Genomic DNA, 20,799 nt, shown 5'->3' with positions numbered 1-20,799 from the left:
ATGCCCAGAGAACAAAAAGAACGGATAAAAGACAGGATGCTGAAAACAGCAGCCAGACTGTGGGGCTACCCTGATGCGGAAGTAGCATCTTCCTTTGACCCAATCGTACAATTATTACTGGAGGCCTGTGCCAGCGAACTGGAAAAGATCTCCGGAGAGGTAGATGTATCTCATGCCAGGCTGGTGGAAAGACTGGCTCAGATCATGATGCCGGAACCTATTACCAGCAGTCAGCCGGCATATGGTATCCTTCATGCTTCCAGCAATGAGCCCACTACTACCCTTACGTCAGATCACCAGTTATTCTATACGTTGAAGAACGGCTTTAACAGCCAGGACCTCTTCTTTATGCCACTGGCCACGCACCGGCTTTTCCGCGGACAAGTGCGCTATATGTCTATAGGCAACAGGCTTTTTGAAACACGTGAGAACTGGTTCAAGGAACAGGTACAGCAGGGCAGTCTTCCTGCCGGCGCCCCTCCCAACCATCTGTGGATAGGGCTGGCGCTGGAAGGTCAGCCGGTATCACTTGAAGGGCTTTCCTTCTTCTTTGACCTGCGTAATGTGCATCAGCAGGAAATGTTCTATCACTATCTGCCGCAGGCGCGTTTTTTTTCAGGGGATGTAGAACTGCAGGTAAAAAATGGTTACAGCCACAGCCGTGACATTGCTTCCGAAGAACTGGACGCTATCATGCGTCCTGCCTTTGACAATAACACGCGGTACAGTCAACAGATATTACAGCGTTTCCGCCGTCATTTCCTGACAATAAGCGGAACAGCGCCATTGCAATCACAGCCCGTAACGCCGCCTTTCCTGCAGCAGGTGTTTGGCCTGCAGCTGCCGGCAGATATACGCTGGATCAGGGTAGAATTTCCGGAGACCATCCGGCATTCACTGCTGGAAGATCTTTTCTGCAACATTAACTGCTTTCCTGTTATCAATAAGAAGACGAACGATCAGTCCCAGCGGCTGAACCGTTATCTTAATATCATTCCTCTGCATACATCCGATATCTACTTTGATGTGAAACGGGTGTATGATGCCAGTGGCGTCAACTATCATGTACGAGACTTTACCACTACAGGTGAAATGCAGACGGGAGAACTGGTAATACGCAGTAGTGGCATAGGCCGCTTTGATTCACGTGAGGCAAAAGAGATCATCGCTTACCTCATCGAAGTGATAAGAGATGAGAGCTCACTGTTTGAGGAAGTACGGAATGATTATGTAGCTAACCGTATCAGGGAGCTACATCAATTAATTGCTTCTCTTGAAGAACAATTGCAACCGGGTACTAACCGGGGAAATATTCCTTACCTGATGGTACGTCCGAGGGAAGAGGCAGATTTTCTTTTCATTGAGTTTTATACCACCAACGGCAGTGTGGCCAATCATATCCGCATGGGCAGCCGTTTACAGGAATATGGCAGTATACAGTTACAGCCTAACAGCATTACTCTTCTGTCTAATACGCAGGGAGGAAAGGACCGTCTGAGCATTGATGAGAAAGTGAATCTTTACCGTTATCATTTACTGAGCCGTAACAGGGTAGTGACAGCAGAAGATATGAAAGCGCTCTGCCGGTATGTGATAGGACATGATCTGCGGGATGTAACAGTTTCCAAAGGAGTAGCTGTGCTTCCCGGAGCTGCGGAGGGTTACAGCCGTACGTTGGATATCAGGCTCACTATAGAGAAATCGGCGGAGGGAAATCTTGTATACCTGAAAGACGAGCTGTTGTCTCAGCTAAAGCAGCATTCTGCTAATAATTATCCTTACAGGATCTTCATGAACAATGTATTAATGTAAGGCTAGATCTTCATCAGCCTTACATCTCCTCCTGTTTTGAGCGCTTCAGGGCGTACTCCTTTGCGTCCTTCATTATCACAGAGAATAACGGTATTGCCAAATCCGAGATCTACATAGATGCGATTGCTGACTATCCAGCCTCGTCCGGATATGCGGGTGTTCCTGCGTATGTAGACACCATTTGCCTGCAGATCGTCCAGCAGCATTACGCTGACCAGCTGGCCGTCTTCAAAAGCAGCATTCTCCTGCAGCTTTGCGGAAAAGGCTACAGCTACCGCAGGCAAGTTAGCTTTCTTCCCGATATTGATACGGATGCTTCTGAACTGGTTATCATTAGCCGGAGCAGTGGAAAATACGGAGGTGCTGCCGGAGGTTTTGCTGAACACGTTATAACCGAATCCTGGCATATAGAGTTCGGGACTTTCAAAAAGTTGTTTGATGGCAATGATCTTATAGATATACTGGGCAGTTTCGTTATTGAGCATTAGCTGGTAATAGTCACTGCTGTTTTGCCGTTTCATGTTCCGGGAGATATTACCTGCACCGGCATTATATGCAGCGGCCGCCAGGGTCCAGGAATGCAGCTGTGCATACAATTGCCGCAGGTAACGGCAGGCTGCATGAGTGGATTTCAGGAGATGATTGCGTTCGTCATTGTCGTAACTTACTTCCAGTCCCATTGCGGCAGCAGTTGCAGGCATGAACTGCCAGACGCCCTGTGCTCCGACGCGAGAGGTAGCATTGGTAAACCCGCTTTCTACAACGGGCAGGTATTTAAAATCTTCCGGGATGTTGTATTGCTGAAGAATAGGCACTATCATCGGGAAGTAGACATCTGTTTTGGCCTTGAGCACCGGTAGAAAGTTACGGTACTTCAGGTTTTTTTTGATGATGTCCATCAGGCGGAAGGAAACGAAATCCCGTTCCATGGGCACCTGTTCACCGCAGAAGCTGATCTGTGCTGAGGCTGACTGTACCTGGCAGCAAAGGCAGAGATACCCGGCCAGTAATACAGGCAGTATCAGCAACCTGGTATTAGCGGCACGGGCACATCTGATCATATATTTAAAGCTATGCACTTTACTTGCTTAACATGTATTTGGGCAGGGCGCTGGCCGGGGTATACAGCACTACCTGATTCTGATTGGCCTTGTTATACATCACCATGATGATCTCATCTTTCTTAGTGAACGGGCGTGATGGCGTTACAAACACCAGGCTTTGTTCATCGTTTGCATCAATAGTTGCGGGGCCTCTCCTGTATACTACGGGCATGGCATGTAATGCTGCCGTATCCTTAATGACCTTTTGCATCAGTGTTACCTTGTTAAAGGCATATGGGTCACTGCCACGGTTCCTGATCCGGAAACAGTAATAGATCAGGTTGTTGAGGCTCATGGCCTGCAGGAAGGTAAGTGTGATGCCATCTGCTGTAGTTTCGTAAAGATGACCGCTTCTTCTCTGTTTTCTGAAATCTTCTGCAATATTTCCAACCGTTGTTGTATCTACATTTGCAGCTGCAGCAGCAGCTGCTGCTTCTTCATCCTGTGCGGATTCAGATTGCGGCTGACCGGCAGCCGGTTCTTCCGCGGCAGCACCTGCACCGGTAGCGCCGGTACTGCTTTTGCCCCCGGCTGACAGGGTGTATTTCAGCCGGGATAATTCTACTCTGTCCCGATATGCAAGGATGAGATAATGGATATTCGTTCCTTCCCTTACCACCAGGTTGGTAGGTCTGGGATTACCTACTATTGGCCGGATGAATACCACATTTCCATCTACTATCCGGTAATCATAATCTGCGTTCTTTCCATCTCCTATCTGGAATGTAGTGATAGCAGATCCACAGGTAATAAGGGTCACAGCGCCTTTAGTTGTAAGAATGCTATCTGTCCGTGATTGTCCCAGTGCATTACACCATGACAATATACAGCAGAAGACGCCTGATAAGACATACTTCATCTGGTAAATCATTTATTCCGGCAACAGGGAGGATGATCTGCTTTTACTCCTGTTGCCGGCTGTTCTGTCATACTATATTTTATGCTTTGTCCTGTTCGTATTCGGTGTCCCATTCGTTCGCATCTTCACCTTTATGTCCTTCCATTTTGATCAGGAAGTTCTTGGCGGGGAAGTACGGTTTCAGATGGATATTGAGGTGGATACGATCTTTCTGGATAGGGTCCTGTTCAAAACGGCGGACGTTGAAATCCTCTATCAGTTTGTCAGGGCCTGTGATACTGTCAAGGAAACGGATGATCTGTTTCATCAGGTCCTTGCGTGTGTTGGCATTGAAATTTTCAAAAGCGCGGCGGTTCAGGAAGTCCATCAGCACCTTGGTTACGTAGTCGAATACACGTACAACGGAATAGGTCTGTAAACCGATGTTGTCACCGTTGAAAAGTGTTTTGGCGCTGAAGGCCATTACCTTTCCATATTCTTTCACCATAGGGACGAGGCCCAGTTTTTCCAGGCTGGCGATTTCGCTCTTTTTGAGCTCGAATTTCACGCCGTCCACTTCGTTCATACCGCCGAATTTCTTACCGGCAGTTACCTGGGACATGAGTGTTTTATAGATCTTTCCTGCCAATGCGCCGGAGGGTGGTACGTAGAGATTATCTTCTTCCCTGATCTCATCGAATTTGCCGCGTCCTACCAGCCAGTTGCAGGCCATGATAACGTTGGAGCGGTGTACTTCGCCACCGGTGAGGTTGGCCAGTTCGAACATCTCCATTACATCGTCAGGGGCGTCCAGGTGAGAGAAGTCGGTTATCATCATTACCTTGTTCTCATATGCGATCTTTGCCCATTTTTCCAGCACCTTGTTGGAGCCGAGATATCCTGGTATGATGAGCAGGCTATAGTTATCGCGCAGGTCGAGGCGGTCGTAGTTGGCTACCAGCTCCTGTTGTATAAAGTCGATGAAGCGGGTATTGTCCAGGTCTTTCAGCTGATCCGGTTCAGCGTTGATGAAGGAGATATTCTTCACTTTGTCTGATTCCGTGTTCTTGAAGAAGAGGGCCACGTTGCGATAGGATTGTTCCAGTTCGCGGGTGGTATCTATAGCTTCGGAGAGATTGTTGATCAGTACACGTTCTGCCTGTTCGGATTGTTCTGTACAGTAGGTCACCATATCGGGGAGGTCCTGGGCTTCGGTCAGTACTTTTTCCCATAGCTCCAGGGTTTTGTGGAGTTTGTCTCTTTCACCTTTTTTGGAGCTTTCTGTAAGGAAAATATTCCGGCGGGCTTTCCTGTCGGGGTTAAGGTTCTGAACGCCTTCGATAGTACCTTCCAGGAGGTCAAAGCCTCCGTATTTTGCCAGTTTATCAATACTTTCTTCCAGGGAAGCAGCCTGTTGTTGTCCCGGTGCAGTCTGCAGCTGTTCCTGCTGCTCTTCCTGTTTTTGTAGTTCTGCCATAAGAGCGGATTGTCAATGTGAGTTGAATTATTTAGTCTTCAGGTCTGCCAGCAAAGATCTGACGGAGGCGAGCAGGGCCTGTCTGGCTGTGGGGTCTGCCAGTGCCGCTTTCAGCACTTTGTTTGTTTTCAGGTGTTTCATGATCCTGAGGTACTGTTCTTTTTCAGTAGCGAGGTTGTTGAGGAAATCGCTCTGTGCGGTGATTCCTTTCACGCCAAAATCGCCCAGGTTATGGAACTCCAGGTTTTCGGGAACGGTACGGCCTTCTGCATCGTGAAACAGCATATTCACGGAGGGCTTGTAATGTTCGAATACGGCTTCTACTGAAGTTAATCCCTGTACTATTTCCGGTTTTACAGGCGTTTCCCGGGTCAACTTTTCAGCAAACAGGGTCCGGTTATGCGAGATCTCAACAATGGCCTCATTGGCGTCGAGTTTCACCTCGTTTCCGCCAATTCCGTAGTTATCATTCATACAAAAATGGTTTTACAACAATAAATGTTCTATGGTCTTATCCGTAATTTAACTAAAATTCCTGAGCCCTGGTTTGCCACTGCAGCAAACCGTTGTCGTCAACATCCAATGTTACTGCGGTGTCTGGCAGCAGGCTGCCTTCAATGATCATGCGGGACAATGGTTTCCGCAGCCTGTTCCTTATCACCTCTTTGAGCGGGCGGGCGCCGTATAACGGCGAGTAGCCTTCAGCTGCAAGCATTTCCCTGGCAGCTGCCGAGACGTTCAGCGTGATCTGTTGCTGAGCCAGCAGTTGGAGTAAATGTTTCAGATGAATGTCAAATATCTTTACAACGTTTTCCTGCTGAATGGGACCGAAAGGTACTATTTCTGTCAGACGGCCCAGGAATTCCGGCCTGAAATGGCGGGCCATGATCTCCATCAGCTGTTGTGAGGGAGGGATGACGCCCTGGCGGAAAGACCGGGCGATCACATCACTTCCGATGTTGGAAGTGAAAAGGATCAATGCATTGGAGAAATCGCCGGTTTTACCCAGGCGGTCATGCAATTTACCTTCGTCCATGATCTGCAGGAAAATATCGAAAACAGAAGGGTGCGCCTTCTCTATTTCATCAAACAAAACAACGGCATAGGGTTGCTGGCGGATCTTGTTTACCAGCAGTCCCCCTTCTTCATAGCCTACATAACCGGGAGGTGCGCCGTACAACAAAGCTGCAGAGTGTTCTTCCTTGAACTCTGACATATCAAACCGGATCATGCACCGCTCATCCTGGAACAAGAAGTCTGCCAAAGATTTTGCCAGCTCTGTTTTACCTGTTCCTGTTGGTCCGAGGAAAAAGAAAGAACCCATTGGCTGTCCGGGTCTGCTGAGGCCGGAACGTGATTCCAGCACTGCTTCTGCCACGGTTTTAAGGGCATGGTCCTGCCCTACTACCCTTTTCCTCAGTTCGAGGTCCATATTCACCAACCGTTCTCTTTCCCCTGACTGGATCTTGCCCAGGGGGATACCGGTGCTTTCTGCTATCATGGTAGCGAGGTCGGTATTGCTTATTTCGCTATGCGGGGCCTCAATAAGCGGTTTTAACTGCTCAAGGATGTCCTGTAAGGCAGCTTGCAGAACAGGCGCTTCTTCGAGCTTATAAACGTCTTTTTCGATCTTCAGGCGAGTGGTAAGCAGGGCGCTGAAGCGTTGCATACATTGCTGGTACCACCAGCGGAGTTCTTCCACGTCGTTGCCGGCGGTGTGGAGCTTTGCCTGGAGGTCTGTCCAGGTTTGCTGCCCGGTATCGGCAGTAGTACGGATAGCTGCCATGGTACGGTCCATCAGGTTGATGGCGCTATCCGGCAGGCTGCGTTCTTTCAGGTAGCGCCGGGACAGGCGGATAGCTTCGGCTATCACGGGTGCGGGGGCAGTAAGGTTATAATAGCTTTCGTAATCAGGCATTACTGCGCGGATCATGCGGGCTGCCAGGGCTTCATCAGGTTCTGACAGCCGGAGCAATTCGAAGCAGTGACGTAAAAGGCTATCCGGTTCTATCAGTTTCCGGAAGCCTTCCGGGGTGCTGGTGCCTATGATAATGATCTCCCCTTTGTTCATAGCGGCCTTCAGCACATTGCCTATCCCTCCGGCAGAACCGGGTTGTTTATCCAGTAAGGTATGCAGGTTGTCAATGAAAAGTATATGCCGGCCACTCTGCTGTAACTGCTGCATGATCTGCTGCAGGCGGTCTTCCAGTTCGTTCTTATAAGCTGCGCCGGCAATGAAAGCACCGTAATCCAGGGCATAGATATCTGTTTGCTGCAACTGTTGCGGCGCCTGTTTATTTACAATGGCAGCGGCCAGGGCCTCTGCCAGGGAGGTTTTACCTACTCCTCCTTCGCCGGTAACGAGTATGCTGGAGCGTCCTTTCCGGGATAATATTTCGAGCATGCTGCGTATCTCTGCATCTCTTCCTGCCAGTGCATGCCGGGTTTGGAGGTATTGCGGATCTGTCAGGCGGTATACATACTTCAGAGCAGTATGCTTTCCTCCCGGTGTAATCACTGTAGTAGCAGGCTTTTTACCATCCTTAGGGCTTTTATCAAAATGCGCCAGCAGCTGTGTGCGCTGCAGGGGGAAGGTTTTCAGCTGTTCAAAAGAAAAACCTACACCCGGGGTGCTTAATGCTACCAGCAGGCACCAGGCATCTGCCGTATCAAGGTCTTGTTCCAGCCTGACAGCATCTGCTTCCTGTAAAACATTGGCAGCATATTCATCTGCTTCCGGTTCTCCGGCTGAGCGGGATGCTTTAGGTACTGTGTCAAGACGCACTTCGGCCCACTCTTCAAGATAGTAAGTATCTACTCCCATGGCCCGTAAAGGATCTGTCAGGGCTATTTCTTTATGGAGGCATGCCAGGAGAAGGTGAGCTGGGGTGTAGTTTGCGTGATGATGTTCTTTAGCCAGGGCCTGCGCAATGTGAATAGCGGCCTGGACTTCAGGAGCATATATAGTATAAGTGGTCAGGGTCATTTGGGCGTTCCAAGGTTTTTCAGGTTATATGTTTAAAAGGGTTAAAATATCACATGGCGTTGTTTAAGCCGGTGTAATATCGGGTTTTTAATTTACAGGGTAAAGATACTGCGAAAATGTATAACAATCATTTATCTGTTAATGACAGAACAGTTTCGCTAACAGATATTAAAATAATATAAAAAAAGAGAATGGTTTGAATTATTCAGGGATATTCATAAACCGGCGTTATAAGGAGGATGAAAATTCTTAGTTCTGTAATTTTACCGTGGTGCACTTCAGGTACCGCAATACATACACTAAACATGCTTAAGACATGCTTAAGACATGCTTGAAAGATACTTGAAAGTGGGAGGTGAAGGGAAGGAAGTGTATGGGAAATATTCAGTTTTGGAGGGTATATAATATTCAAGGCAGGGAAACTGTTCAAAAAATCGATTTCGCCTTCGGCAAAATCGATTTTTTGAGCGTGGCTTCTGGCCGGCGGCCGGCCAGAGTAAATTGATCCGGGAGAGAAAGAGGAAGACCTGCGGTCTGCCTGAAATAAAAGCAAAATAGATCCTTTGAGAGCGGCCTGTGGTTTGCCGCCGGCTAAAATTTAAAATGAGAGATACTGGTAGATACTATATTCTCCTTCCAGTAATCCATCTACTTCTTTCTTATACTGTTCATTATCTGTTACTCCACCGCCCCAGAATTCTCTTCCCAAAAGAAAGTCATTGAAATATGTTTTCCAGTCGCTGTATGCCTTCCTTGCTATTAATGGTGCTTTCTGCAACCAGGCTACGGCTTCTCCCCTGACAAAATATCCTGCCTGGTAGGCAATACAAATATTATTAATGTAACGGGCAAGGTCCCACGCTTTGATGCCGGCAGTGCTGAATGAGGTATAATGTGCCTTTACGAATTCCAATCCGTCTTTATCTTTTGCAGAGAACCCATACTTTGCCATGTCTACTTTTGAGAGATCTGCATCTTTACCACCATTTTCGTCTATTGCTTTACGGTACCGGGCATACTGAGCCTGGTGACCTTCTTCCAGTAACCAGGTGAGCGATTGTTCCAGTCCTGCTTTGTCGTGAATATCCCAGTAGTCGGCCAGTGTGGCTTTAGCTTCTTTTCCGTCTTTATCATCTTCCGGTTTGAAGGGGAATACAAAGTACCTGCTGTAGGCTGACTGCAATGTGGTGGAGAAAGATGAATCGCCCGGCTGGCCCTGTACCATTGGCTTGATCAACCTGTCATATACAGCTGCCGGGCCACCGTAGCCGTGAAAGAAATAAACGCCTCCCAGCATGAAAGGATATAATTCATAGTTGGTGATAGTCTGTGGCTTTTCTGCAGCAACAGCCTCCCTCCCCTGCTCCTTCTTCTTATTATCATTATTACATCCTGCTCCCGTCAATATGGCTATTGCGGCTATCATCAGTAAATTTTTCCCTTTCATTCAATATATGTTTTAATAAACTAAAGCACCAAATATAAATCTTTTCAAATTTCATTTTCAAACCACACTGGCAATCAATGATTTAATAAATACCCTACAAAACTTGTAGGGTATTAGAAAATTATCCCTATATTTGTATCACAAACAATAAAAAATGTATAAGCTCACATCATATAATGTCTGTTGTTGCTGATGATGACTACTGGTATTTTACCAGCCACCGTTTCATAAGAATCATAACAACCATTAATTCCTTATCATTTACCAACCTTTACCTCTTAAACTGAATACTATGTCCAGGATCAACAGATATGCAGATTTCTTCCCGCAATATGAGCTGGAATATATTGTTAAAGGCTCTAAAGAGAGAACCCCGATCAAGCCATTACAGGCAGGACAGACACTACCTTCCTTTCATATACATAAGAAGAATATCATTGCTGCTTCAGATACATTGAAATCTGTGAACGGTTCACTGCCTATCACACAATTGCTGGACCGCCCGCTGGTACTGGCTTTCCATTCTATTCACTGGAACGGCTATGGTACCCGCCGACTGGAAGACCTGAAAGATATCTATGCTGATATCAGGGTGATGGGCGGACAACTGCTGGTTGCTACAACAGAGGATAAAAAGCTCTTTGATGCTGTTACAGCTGACCTGCAGCTGCCATTTGCCAGCATCTGGGACCAGCACAATCATATTGCCCGTAAGGCAGGTATTTATTCTGCTACAGACCCTATCTGGGACAGGATCTCAGGGATCAATGAAGACGTACCTGTACCGGCCGTTTATGTACTCAGTCCTTCTTTAAAGATCGTTTACAGTTCAGTAGATAAATGGCTGGAAGGCGGCTTCTCCAAGAGAGACCTGTTATCTGCCGTTTATGAGGCCAGCCAGGAAGCTTCACACGGTATAGCCATCTGATGCGTTGAGAATAATATTATAGCAAATAGCTTTCGCCGTGGCGAAAGCTATTTTTATTTAGTCCATGAAACATCTGTAACAGGAGGATGAGCAAAGGCTTGCCAGGCCTCTTCTGCTTCCTGCGGAGTAAGATCTCCTGCATAGACCATTACCCGGTAGTGAAGTGCATATGACCTGCCGTAGTCCAGCTGCCAGCTTCTCATTTTTGTGGGACTATAATTCATCATGATCTCTCCTTTCTCTGAATTTTCCGGCCATACACGCAGAGGCTGCGGGTAGTCGAAGTTATCAGGGTGGCATAGTATGAGAATGCCTGCCTGTCTGCCATTATCCGTCCCCGTTATTTTTATCCAACGCGCTCTGGTGCTATCTGCATCTTTTCTTGTTTTTCCTTCAGAGGTCAGTACGTAACTGGTAGCTGCCGTCCATGCAGCGGTAGCTCTTAATCCGAAGCCCCCGCCATAGCGGTATTGCAGCATTTCTATGCCACTGGTATCTGCGCAGCTCAGCAGGCTGGAAAAATCCCATATCCTGCGTTCAGTGTTGTTGCTGTAATAGGCATGTACGGACCATTCCTCGTTCAGGGCCACAGTTTCCTTATTGCCGGTAAAAGCGATATGGTCCTGTAAAGCTGTAAAACCACATTGTATATTGCCGGTAGTACGGGATATAAATCCTTTGAAGCGTACTGTACCTTCTTTCTTATGCAGGTTCCAGAAATCTGTTTCTTTTCCTTTAAACGATGTATGTGTCCATGGGTTCCAGACACCCAGGTGATGCCAGTGGTCGCGGGGATGTATGTTGGTGATGACCTGTCCGTCGGGCGACCAGACAGGATGTATGAACCCGCTGCGGCGGTAAACGGTATCTACTCCGGCGGGAGGATATACCATACCGTAGTTATAATTGAGTAAGGGCGCCCTTCCCTGTCTGAGCTTTAAAACACCGGCGCTGTCTTCCAGCTGCATGAGGCGGGAAGTACTGTTATAAGAGGTTTGTTGTTTATAGAGCTCAAAAGTGCGGATGGTATCAGGCCCTGAGGTTTTGCCGGGTACCCAGTAGAGGCGTTCTCCTTCCACCTGGTAAAGCACCGGTTTTCTTTGTCCTTTTGTTACTTCTGTGAGTTGCAGGGAATCTGCCGCTCTAATTGCGGCCGGGCTGAGGGTGACGGACACCGGTATATCAGTGCATTTATAAGCGCCAGTTTTTATACGGATGCGCGCCAGTAATTGTGCATCCGCAATCTTTGCTGACAATAAGACTGATGCAAGCAAACAACCTTGCAATAATGACGGGAAGAGTTTTTTCATAACGGGTAACAATTAAAAGGGTTGAGCTGTTATTTCAGCACCGCGCCGGTGCCGGGTCTGTTGGCATAAATGATACGGCCATCTACTATTTTCACTCCATCGGAAGTATCTTCTGCAAGCAGCAGGGGGCCATCCATATCCACATAGTCAAGATAAGGCAGCAGGTGTGCTACTGCTGAGGTTCCTACCGTGCTCTCGTTCATGCTGCCGGTCATCACTTTCATGCCCAGTTTTTTAGCATGGTCTATCATGCGGCGGGCAGGTGTGATGCCTCCGCATTTGGTAAGTTTTATATTGATACCATGGAAAAGGCCATGGCATTTGGCCACATCTTCTTCTGTAATACAGCTTTCGTCAGCGATAAGCGGTAGAGCTGATTGGGCATATACCTGCTTCATTCCTTCCACATCTGCTGCCGGCATGGGTTGTTCTATGAACTCTACGCCCAGCGGTTTAAAGGCAGTGGCGTTGCGCAGGGTTTCTTCCACTCCCCAGGCGCAGTTTGCATCTACCCTGAAGATAGCGGTTGTATGGCGGCGTAGTTCCTGTATGATGGCAATATCATCCCTGGTGCCCAGCTTGATCTTGTAGATGGGCCAGGGAAATTCTTTGAGTTTACTCACCATATTCTCTACCGTATCTATCCCGATGGTGTAGTCTGTAAGCGGGTTGTGGGAGATGTCCAGTCCCCATACCTCGTACAGTTTCTTTCCCTGCAGTTTGGCGTAGAGATCATGGGCGGCCAGGTCGAGGGCGCAGAGGGCAAAGAGATTGTTTTTGAACAGGGGATAGAGCGAGTCCCAGAAGGCTTCCGGGGTGGTAAGGGTATGTTTCTCTATGAGTGTGCGGTGAGCATTGATATCTTCCATGAGGCGGGGCACTGTCATGTTATAATATGAGTTATCTGCAGTTTCTCCCAATCCGCTGACGTTATCCTGCTCCAGCTTTACTACCAGTAATGGCTGTACATCTTTGGATTTCCGGGAAATGGTGAAGGTATGTCTGAACTTTAACTCGAATGGATATAACGTCAATTGCATAACACAAAATAAAAGAAAGCGGGGAAAGTAATGTAAAAAAAAACCGCTTCCGATGTTACACGGAAGCGGCTTCTATTTTATGTAAGTGCTAAGTTTATTTTACTTCTTCGAACTCGGCGTCGGTTACCCCTTCGCTACCTGGCGCACTGCCCTGTGGCTGTCCCTGGCCTGGGTTAGCACCGTTAGCCTGTGCTTCCTGGGTTGCTTTGTACAGTTCTTCGGAAGCGGCGGTCCATGCGTTGTTCATTTCAGTAACAGCAGCATCTACCTGTGCGGTATCTCCGCTTTTATGTGCTTCTTTCAGTTTGTTGAGGGCAGTTTCGATCGTTGCTTTTTTATCGGCCGGGATCTTATCGCCGTATTCTTTCAGCTGTTTTTCAGTCTGGAAGATAAGGCTGTCGGCCTGGTTGAGCTTTTCGATCTTTTCGCGCTGTTCCTTATCTGCAGATTCGTTGGCTTTAGCTTCAGCTTTCATCTTTTCGATTTCTTCTTTGCTCAGGCCGCTACCTGCTTCGATACGGATGTTCTGTGTTTTGCCGGTGCCTTTATCTTTGGCAGTTACGTGCAGGATACCGTTTGCGTCGATATCGAAGATCACTTCTACCTGCGGAACGCCGCGTGGGGCCGGAGGGATACCGTCCAGGATAAAGCGGCCCAGTGTACGGTTCTGAGCAGCCATGGGACGTTCGCCCTGCAGAACGTGAATTTCAACACTTGGCTGATTGTCGGCAGCGGTGGAGAAAGTTTCAGATTTCTTGCTTGGAATGGTTGTGTTGGATTCGATCAGTTTGGTGAATACACCGCCCATGGTTTCGATACCCAGAGAAAGCGGGGTAACGTCCAGCAGCAGTACGTCTTTCACTTCGCCGGTCAGTACGCCACCCTGGATAGCGGCGCCGATAGCTACTACTTCGTCAGGGTTTACGCTCCTGTTAGGTTTCTTGCCGAAGAATTTCTCCACTACTTCCTGGATCTTGGGGATACGGGTAGAACCACCTACCAGTATTACTTCATCGATCTCAGAAGTAGAAAGGCCTGCATCTTTCAGGGCTTTACGGCAAGGTTCCAGTGTTCTTTCCACCAGGTTGTCTGCCAGTTGTTCAAATCTTGCACGGGTGAGTTTTTTCACCAGGTGTTTAGGCACACCGTCTACGGCGGTGATATAAGGCAGGTTGATCTCTGTTTCCTGGGAGGAAGACAGTTCAACTTTGGCTTTTTCTGCGGCCTCTTTCAGGCGTTGCCATGCCATAGGATCTTTGTGCAGGTCTACCGCTTCGTCTTTTTTGAACTCTTCGGCCAGCCAGTCCATGATCACTTTATCGAAGTCGTCACCACCCAGGTGGGTATCACCGTTAGTGGATTTTACTTCAAATACGCCGTCGCCCAGTTCCAGGATGGAGATATCGAAGGTACCGCCACCCAGGTCGAATACGGCTATTTTGCTATCGTTGTGTTTTTTATCCAGTCCATAAGCCAGTGCTGCAGCGGTAGGCTCATTTATGATACGGCGAACGGCCAGACCGGCAATTTCACCGGCTTCTTTGGTGGCCTGACGCTGAGCATCGTTAAAGTAAGCAGGAACGGTGATCACCGCTTCAGTTACTTCCTGTCCCAGGTAGTCTTCTGCTGTTTTTTTCATTTTCTGCAGGATCATGGCAGAGATCTCCTGCGGAGTATATAACCTGCCGTCAATGTCGATCCTGGTCGTATTGTTTTCTCCACGTGCCACTTTATAGCTCCAGTGAGGTATTTCATTGGATAGTTCATCGAAATGACGTCCCATGAAACGCTTTACTGACATAATAGTGTTCACAGGGTTAGTGATGGCCTGACGTTTGGCAGGATCACCAACTTTTCTTTCACCATTCTTTAAGAAGCCTACAACGGAGGGCGTGGTACGGCGTCCTTCATCGTTGGCGATCACTACCGGTTCGTTACCTTCCATAACGGCAACGCATGAGTTGGTAGTTCCTAAGTCAATACCTATTATTTTTCCCATAGTTATTAATATTCTCGATTGTAGTTGTAGATAGATTTATCGTATACACAGCATTTGTCAATGATTATGCCAACGGGCCGGGCATGCAAATATGGCAGTCGCTAACTGTCAGTATTTTCATGACAATTCAGTTTAACATGTATTGGACTGAACATTTTACCGATCTGGGGGGTTGTTTAATTATCCAAATAACCAGGAACTCAAAAATAACTGTAGCGGACCTTATCTTATTAAAAATGCAGATTCTTTCACTTACCAACCCAAAACAATTATGAAAAAGACCTATTCTTTGCAGGCAGTCTTTATTCTGGCTGTTCTGGCCCCGTTTTTCGTCAAGGCACAGTCTGCTTCAAACGGAGGCAGTATTTTCAATGAAGGCACGGGTTACCGCCGATGGTCTATCGGTGTGAACGGTGGTGCGCTGGCTCCTGTGGCAATCATTGGTGGCAGCAATGATTTCACTAAATGGAAGGCATCTGCCGGTTATGGCGCTTATGTAAAATGGCAGATCCTGCATGCGCTGGGATTGCGGGCCGACTACATAGGTGGCAAGCTGACAGGCGATAACAGCCGCAATCTGGGGAATGATGAGGCCCCCAACAGGAAATACAGCTCTTTCGAGACTAAGCTGAAATGGTCTGCCAGCCTTAGCGCTGTAGTAAATGTGGCTACTATCAACTGGCTGTACAGGAAGAATGCGGTACAGATCTATGTTTCTGCCGGCGGCGGGCTGGCGGGATACTCTCCCCGGGTAGAACTACCGGGCGGTGATCTGAAGGAATATAAACCTTCCGGCAATATCCAGGAGTTTATTGTACCGGTTGGTGCAGGACTTAAATTCAAACTGTCTGAAATAGTAAACCTGGACCTGGGATATACTATGCACTTTGTGGATGGTGACAACCTTGATGGTTATAATTATGGCCGTGGCAAAGACAAATATTCCTATGGTTACGGAGGGCTGGAATTCAGTCTGGGCAGGAGAAACAGGCCTCAGCTGGCCTGGCAGAACCCGGCCAGGGTAATGTATGATGACCTGGCGGCCCAGAAGGCCACTCTCACCCAGGAACTGGCAGCTTCCAGGGAGGCCAATGCTGTTCTGAAAGCGGACATGGATAAATTAAAAGCGGACGATGACGGCGATGGTGTATCTAATATCTTTGACAAATGTCCCGGCACCCAGGCAGGAGCTAAAGTAGATGGTTCCGGTTGCGACCTGCCCAAACCTCCTCCCCCTCCGGCCGTTACACAGGTAACCATTACCGAAGATGACAGGCGACTGGTTAAAGACGCTATACAGAACCTGGAATTTGAAACGGGCAGGTCCAGCATCAAACCATCTTCTTATCCTTCTCTTAACAGGGTGGCAGAAATGCTGAAAAACAAGGGGTTCAGCCTGAAGCTGGGCGGACATACAGATAATGTGGGCAATGCGCAGAAGAACATGGCCCTTTCTAAAGACAGGGCGGAATCAGTGAAGCAATACCTTGTATCCCAGGGGGCCAATCCTTCGAGGATAGAAGCGGTGGGTTATGGCGCTGGTCAACCGATAGCATCCAACAAGACAGCTGCAGGCCGTCAAAAAAACAGGAGGGTTGAATTTACTTTATATTAAAAAAAATGGGCATAGAATTTGTCGCACGCAGGCAAACCACTATGACCAACTTTTTTATGAAAAAAGTAATTCTAACTGTAGCAATTGCCTGTGCAGTACTCTCTGCCCAGGCGCAAAAAGTATCTTTCGGTGTAAAAAGCGGCCTTAACATTTCCAGGGTTACCAAATGGGATGGCGCCAATAGCCGTGCATCTGTTCATGCCGGCGGCTTTGTCAACATCGGCCTGGTTAAAAACCTGTCCCTTCAACCGGAACTGCTGTATTCCGGACAGGGGTTCAAGTACAAGCCGCTGAATGCTGAAGCGGTCACAAGATTACATTACATCAATGTTCCGGTAATGGTACAATACCGCTTTATTCCTGAATTCTTTGTTGAAGCGGGGCCACAGCTGGGATTCCTTGTAGCGGCAAGACAGAAAGTCGGCGATGTACTTGTAGATATTAAAGACAGTGCCAAAGGCGTTGATGCGGGAATGGGTTTCGGCGCAGGCTACCAGTTCCCGATGGGTATCGGTGTTTCTGCCCGTTACATGTTCGGTCTTACCAGGGTATTTGAAGATACATATGAAAGCAACAAGAACGCTGTAGCGCAGGTAGGGCTGTTCTATACGATCAAAACCAAATAATTAAATTTCACAGGAAGGGGGCCGGCAAACAGCATTGCCGGCCCTTATTTTATTATGTAATCAGTGCGCCAATTTGAATTCCCTTTTTTTGAGGCGCTTTTGAGGCCTGCCAGCCTGCTAAGATTAAACTGGTGCATTATCCAGTTCCCCCAAACTGAGACACTACGGGATTTTTTATACCTTTGGCGTCACTTTTCGCATTAACCAATTTTCAACATGAGTGTTGTACAATCCATTAGATCTGCTGCAGCAGCAGCTATCAAGGCGCTTTATAACCAGGAAATACCTGCAAAGGATATTGCCATTAATACCACCAAACCCGAGTTTGAGGGTGAATATACCATCCTTGTTTTCCCTTTTACAAAATTCAGTCGCCTGAAACCGGAGGAAACAGGTGAGAAGCTTGGACAATATCTGAAAGAGCACAACCCTGACCTGGTAGCCGGATTTAATGTGATCAAAGGTTTTCTGAACCTTCACATAGAAGAACGATACTGGACAGCGTACCTGCAACAGCATTTCAATAACCGTAACATCGGTATAAAACCAGCCAATGGTAAAAAGGTAATGGTGGAATATTCTTCTCCCAATACCAACAAACCTCTGCACCTGGGGCATCTGCGTAATAACTTTCTTGGTTATTCTATTTCAGAGATACTGAAAGCTAACGGATATGAAGTGATCAAAGCCAACCTGGTGAATGACCGTGGTATCCACATCTGTAAATCCATGCTGGCATGGCAGCTGTTTGCCCATGGGGATACCCCGCAAACCACCGGTATCAAAGGAGATCACCTGGTGGGCGATTATTACGTGAAATTTGAGACCATCCTGAAAGAGCAGGCAGAGCCTATTATAGCGCGTGCGCTGGAGAATGACTTCAAAGATTTTACCGGAGCTGACCTGGAGAAGATCCAGAAACTGGTAACCGCCATGCATAAACCTGAAGTGCAGCAGGATAAGGACAAACTGGAAAAGATCAATGATGATATCAAGGAACTGGCCCGGAAGCAGACGGAGATCATGCAACAGGCCAAAATCATGCTGCAGCAATGGGAAGCAGGTAATCATGAAGTGAGGTCCCTGTGGAATACCATGAACAGCTGGGTATATGAAGGCTTTGATCAGACCTACAAACGCCTGGGTATAGACTTTGACAAAATGTACTATGAAAGCCAGACCTACCTGCTGGGTAAAGACCTGGTGGAAGAAGGGCTGGCTAAGGGAGTACTGTTCAAAAAAGAAGATAATTCTGTATGGATAGATCTTACTGCTGATGGCCTGGATGAGAAGCTCCTGCTGCGTGGCGATGGTACTTCTGTGTACATGACGCAGGACCTGGGCACAGCGCGTTTGAAATATGACGATTTCCATATGGACCAGAGCATCTATGTAGTGGCAGATGAGCAGAACTATCACTTCAAAGTGTTGCAGCTGATCCTGAAAAAACTGCAGGAGCCTTGTGCTGACGGGATCTTCCACCTGTCTTACGGTATGGTGGAGCTGCCGCATGGCCGTATGAAAAGCCGTGAAGGTACCGTTGTGGATGCAGATGATATGATAGATGAAATGATCTCTACTGCGGCAGAGCAGACCAATGCATCCGGTAAGCTGAAGGATTTTGGAGAGGATGAGCTTACGCTCTTACATGAAATGATAGGATTGGGCGCTATGAAGTTCTTCCTGCTTCGTGTAGATCCGAAGAAGAGGATGATCTTTAACCCGGAAGAATCAATAGATCTGCATGGCTTTACCAGTACCTTTGTACAGTATGCACATGCGCGTATTAAATCTATCCTCCGTGAAGTAGCAGCAGATGCAGATAAGCTGGAAGGGTACTGTCATAAGGGCAGCCTGATGCCTATGGAAAAGGAAATAATAGTGCTGAATGAGCAGTTTGAAAGTGTCCTGGAAGAGGCGCAGAAAGAGATGAGCCCTTCTGTGATCGCGAATTATGTGTTCCGTCTTGCGCAGCAATTCAACTCTTTTTATGCGGAGAAAGTAGAAGGTAAGTACATTTATTCCATAGTGAATGCTGAGAGTGAGGAAAGTCAGAAGCTGCGTACGCAGATTGCTATACTGACGGCGCGGACAATTGCGAGGAGTATGAAGTTACTGGGAATTGATGTACCGGAGAGGATGTAAGTTTGATTTGCAGATAGTGTGAAATATTAAAGCTTGTGCCGTTGGCACAAGCTTTTTTTTGATAGTGTGTCTTTTCGAGAGTTTTTTTGCGCTGCGCGCGGCTGAATCTTTAAATCCTTTTATTGCATCTGCAATGCCTTATTGCACAGCTCCTCTCCTCTTTCTGTACGTCCGCTGCTGATGTGTGACTTACCCAGCATAAAAAGGGCAAAGGCGTTTCCAGGCTGTAACAGCAGTAGCCTGTCCCAGTACAGGATCGCATCCTCATATTTGCCATTCGTAAAACTGATATGGGCAAGAGATTGCAACGCGCGTGCCTCTGCAGGGTTCAGTTCAAGGCAGGACAGGAGTTCCTGTACGGCCCCACTGGTGTCTCTCAGCTGCAGATGGGCAACTCCTTTATTAAGGTGAAAATCTGCATTTGCTTTATAGCCGTAATCAGCGCTCTGTTCAAAAGCACGCACAGCATCCGGGTAGTTTTTCCGGTTAAAGTGAACAACGCCCAGGCCATACAGTGCCTCGCAGTTGCGGGGCTCCCGCTGCAATACATAGCTGTATTGTTCTTCTGCGGCTTTGGTATTATTGACGGCAAGATAAACATCGCCCATACGGAGATAAGCGGCTGTATAGTTTCTATCTTTTAAAACGACCTGGTTAAAGCAATGCAGTGCTGCATCAAACTGTCCTGCTTTCATGCAGGTCATACCCTGATTATAAAGGGCTTTTAATTTTATACCGGGATAAGCGATAACGGTACGCACAAATAGCACGGCTACAAACAGCAGGCATAGGATACGGATATATAACATAGCGGTTAAATAGGAAGCAGAGCGAAAATACGGAAATAGTATTAACTATTTATTGCATATCTTCTGCAGAAAATACCAGTGGGAGTAAATGCCTGGCGGTTTGGATCACGAAAACCTTTCCTGTCTGTCCTCCGAGGATAACACGGATGGGGTGCTGCTGGCGGCCTTCGTACTCTGTGAGTGACTGCCGGCAGATGCCACAGGGGGAAATAGGTGTATCGCTTTTCCCGTTGGGGTTGTTGTAGCTGATGGCGATGCTGAGAATGGGGACTCCGGGATAAAGGGAGGCGGCAGCGGAGAGGGCTGTTCTTTCTGCACAGATGCCGGCGGGGAATGAGGCGTTTTCCTGGTTGGTACCGGGAACGGTTACTCCGTTAGCCAGTAAGATCATTGCGCCTACGTAGAAGTTGGAATAAGGGGCGTAGGCCTGGGCTGTTACGTCCCGGGCTTCTTCCAGGAGTTTCTGGTCTGCGGCGGGGAGTGTTGTGCTGTCAGGGTAAGATTGGTATTCGAAGGAATGTTTGCGGATGTCCATTGGGCTAAATTACGATTTACAGGTGAGGAAAAAAATGGTGGGATGGTTGGGTGTGAAGCGAGGGGAATTGCTCAGAAAAAACGGGTTTTGCCGAAGGCGAAACCCGTTTTTTCTGAGTGAGGAGGCTGG

The 20,799-nt window shown here is 47.7% G+C and carries 16 protein-coding genes; 5 read left to right on the top strand and 11 right to left on the bottom strand.

From position 1 onward, the window contains the following. A complete protein-coding gene (locus GO493_RS25585; protein WP_157309084.1) occupies window positions 1-1,812 on the top strand; it encodes a type VI secretion system baseplate subunit TssF in 1,812 nt (603 codons plus the stop codon). A gap of 2 nt (window positions 1,813-1,814) precedes the next feature. Here GO493_RS25585 and GO493_RS25580 read toward each other — a convergent pair whose 3' ends face one another. The 6 genes from GO493_RS25580 to GO493_RS25555 form a co-directional block, all read right to left on the bottom strand. After that, a complete protein-coding gene (locus GO493_RS25580; RefSeq protein ID WP_157309083.1) occupies window positions 1,815-2,873 on the bottom strand; it encodes a lytic transglycosylase domain-containing protein in 1,059 nt (352 codons plus the stop codon). A 19-nt stretch (window positions 2,874-2,892) separates the two neighbouring features. Further along, window positions 2,893-3,774, bottom strand: coding sequence for a hypothetical protein (locus tag GO493_RS25575; RefSeq protein ID WP_157309082.1), 882 nt, complete (start codon window positions 3,772-3,774; stop codon window positions 2,893-2,895). A gap of 79 nt (window positions 3,775-3,853) precedes the next feature. After that, window positions 3,854-5,230 carry a DUF5458 family protein gene (locus GO493_RS25570; RefSeq protein WP_157309081.1) on the bottom strand — a complete coding sequence of 459 codons (1,377 nt, stop codon included), beginning with the start codon at window positions 5,228-5,230 and terminating at the stop codon, window positions 3,854-3,856. 27 nt (window positions 5,231-5,257) lie between these two features. Then, entirely contained in the window at window positions 5,258-5,704 is a 447-nt protein-coding gene (locus GO493_RS25565) for a hypothetical protein (RefSeq protein WP_157309080.1), read from the bottom strand. Window positions 5,705-5,756: 52 nt separating this feature from the next. Beyond that, complete coding sequence (locus GO493_RS25560) at window positions 5,757-8,216, bottom strand: AAA family ATPase (RefSeq protein ID WP_157309079.1); 2,460 nt, start codon at window positions 8,214-8,216, stop codon at window positions 5,757-5,759. 598 nt (window positions 8,217-8,814) lie between these two features. Continuing rightward, entirely contained in the window at window positions 8,815-9,663 is an 849-nt protein-coding gene (locus GO493_RS25555; RefSeq protein WP_157309078.1) for a DUF1266 domain-containing protein, read from the bottom strand. 292 nt (window positions 9,664-9,955) lie between these two features. On the opposite strand from GO493_RS25555, the gene GO493_RS25550 reads away from it, so the two are divergent. Then, entirely contained in the window at window positions 9,956-10,591 is a 636-nt protein-coding gene (locus GO493_RS25550; RefSeq protein ID WP_157309077.1) for a redoxin domain-containing protein, read from the top strand. 53 nt (window positions 10,592-10,644) lie between these two features. Here the strand turns inward: GO493_RS25550 and GO493_RS25545 are convergent, their stop codons facing one another. The 3 genes from GO493_RS25545 to dnaK all read right to left on the bottom strand — a co-directional run bounded on the left by GO493_RS25545 (window position 10,645) and on the right by dnaK (window position 14,940). Next, window positions 10,645-11,901 carry a DUF6807 domain-containing protein gene (locus GO493_RS25545; protein WP_157309076.1) on the bottom strand — a complete coding sequence of 419 codons (1,257 nt, stop codon included), beginning with the start codon at window positions 11,899-11,901 and terminating at the stop codon, window positions 10,645-10,647. Between the two features lie 29 nt (window positions 11,902-11,930). Beyond that, entirely contained in the window at window positions 11,931-12,941 is a 1,011-nt protein-coding gene (locus GO493_RS25540) for a mandelate racemase/muconate lactonizing enzyme family protein (RefSeq protein ID WP_157309075.1), read from the bottom strand. A 94-nt stretch (window positions 12,942-13,035) separates the two neighbouring features. Further along, window positions 13,036-14,940 carry a molecular chaperone DnaK gene (dnaK, locus tag GO493_RS25535; RefSeq protein WP_157309074.1) on the bottom strand — a complete coding sequence of 635 codons (1,905 nt, stop codon included), beginning with the start codon at window positions 14,938-14,940 and terminating at the stop codon, window positions 13,036-13,038. 271 nt (window positions 14,941-15,211) lie between these two features. On the opposite strand from dnaK, the gene GO493_RS25530 reads away from it, so the two are divergent. The 3 genes from GO493_RS25530 (at window position 15,212) to GO493_RS25520 (ending at window position 19,326) form a co-directional block, all read left to right on the top strand. Beyond that, on the top strand, window positions 15,212-16,555 hold the full coding sequence (locus GO493_RS25530) for an OmpA family protein (protein ID WP_157309073.1): 1,344 nt from the start codon (window positions 15,212-15,214) through the stop codon (window positions 16,553-16,555). Window positions 16,556-16,611: 56 nt separating this feature from the next. Then, entirely contained in the window at window positions 16,612-17,181 is a 570-nt protein-coding gene (locus GO493_RS25525) for a porin family protein (RefSeq protein WP_157309072.1), read from the top strand. A gap of 216 nt (window positions 17,182-17,397) precedes the next feature. Further along, window positions 17,398-19,326: an arginine--tRNA ligase gene (locus tag GO493_RS25520; protein WP_157309071.1), complete on the top strand. Its 1,929-nt coding sequence runs from the start codon at window positions 17,398-17,400 to the stop codon at window positions 19,324-19,326. Window positions 19,327-19,445: 119 nt separating this feature from the next. On the opposite strand, the gene GO493_RS25515 is transcribed toward GO493_RS25520, so the two are convergent. Together GO493_RS25515 and GO493_RS25510 are read right to left on the bottom strand one after the other, a co-directional pair. Further along, window positions 19,446-20,135, bottom strand: coding sequence for a tetratricopeptide repeat protein (locus GO493_RS25515; RefSeq protein WP_157309070.1), 690 nt, complete (start codon window positions 20,133-20,135; stop codon window positions 19,446-19,448). Between the two features lie 49 nt (window positions 20,136-20,184). Continuing rightward, entirely contained in the window at window positions 20,185-20,670 is a 486-nt protein-coding gene (locus tag GO493_RS25510) for a cytidine deaminase (protein WP_157309069.1), read from the bottom strand. Window positions 20,671-20,799: the final 129 nt, after the last annotated feature.

Origin of the sequence: Chitinophaga tropicalis (assembly GCF_009758205.1) — a bacterium.
Lineage (GTDB): Bacteria > Bacteroidota > Bacteroidia > Chitinophagales > Chitinophagaceae > Chitinophaga > Chitinophaga tropicalis.
This window is presented reverse-complemented; position numbering and strand designations above follow the sequence as displayed.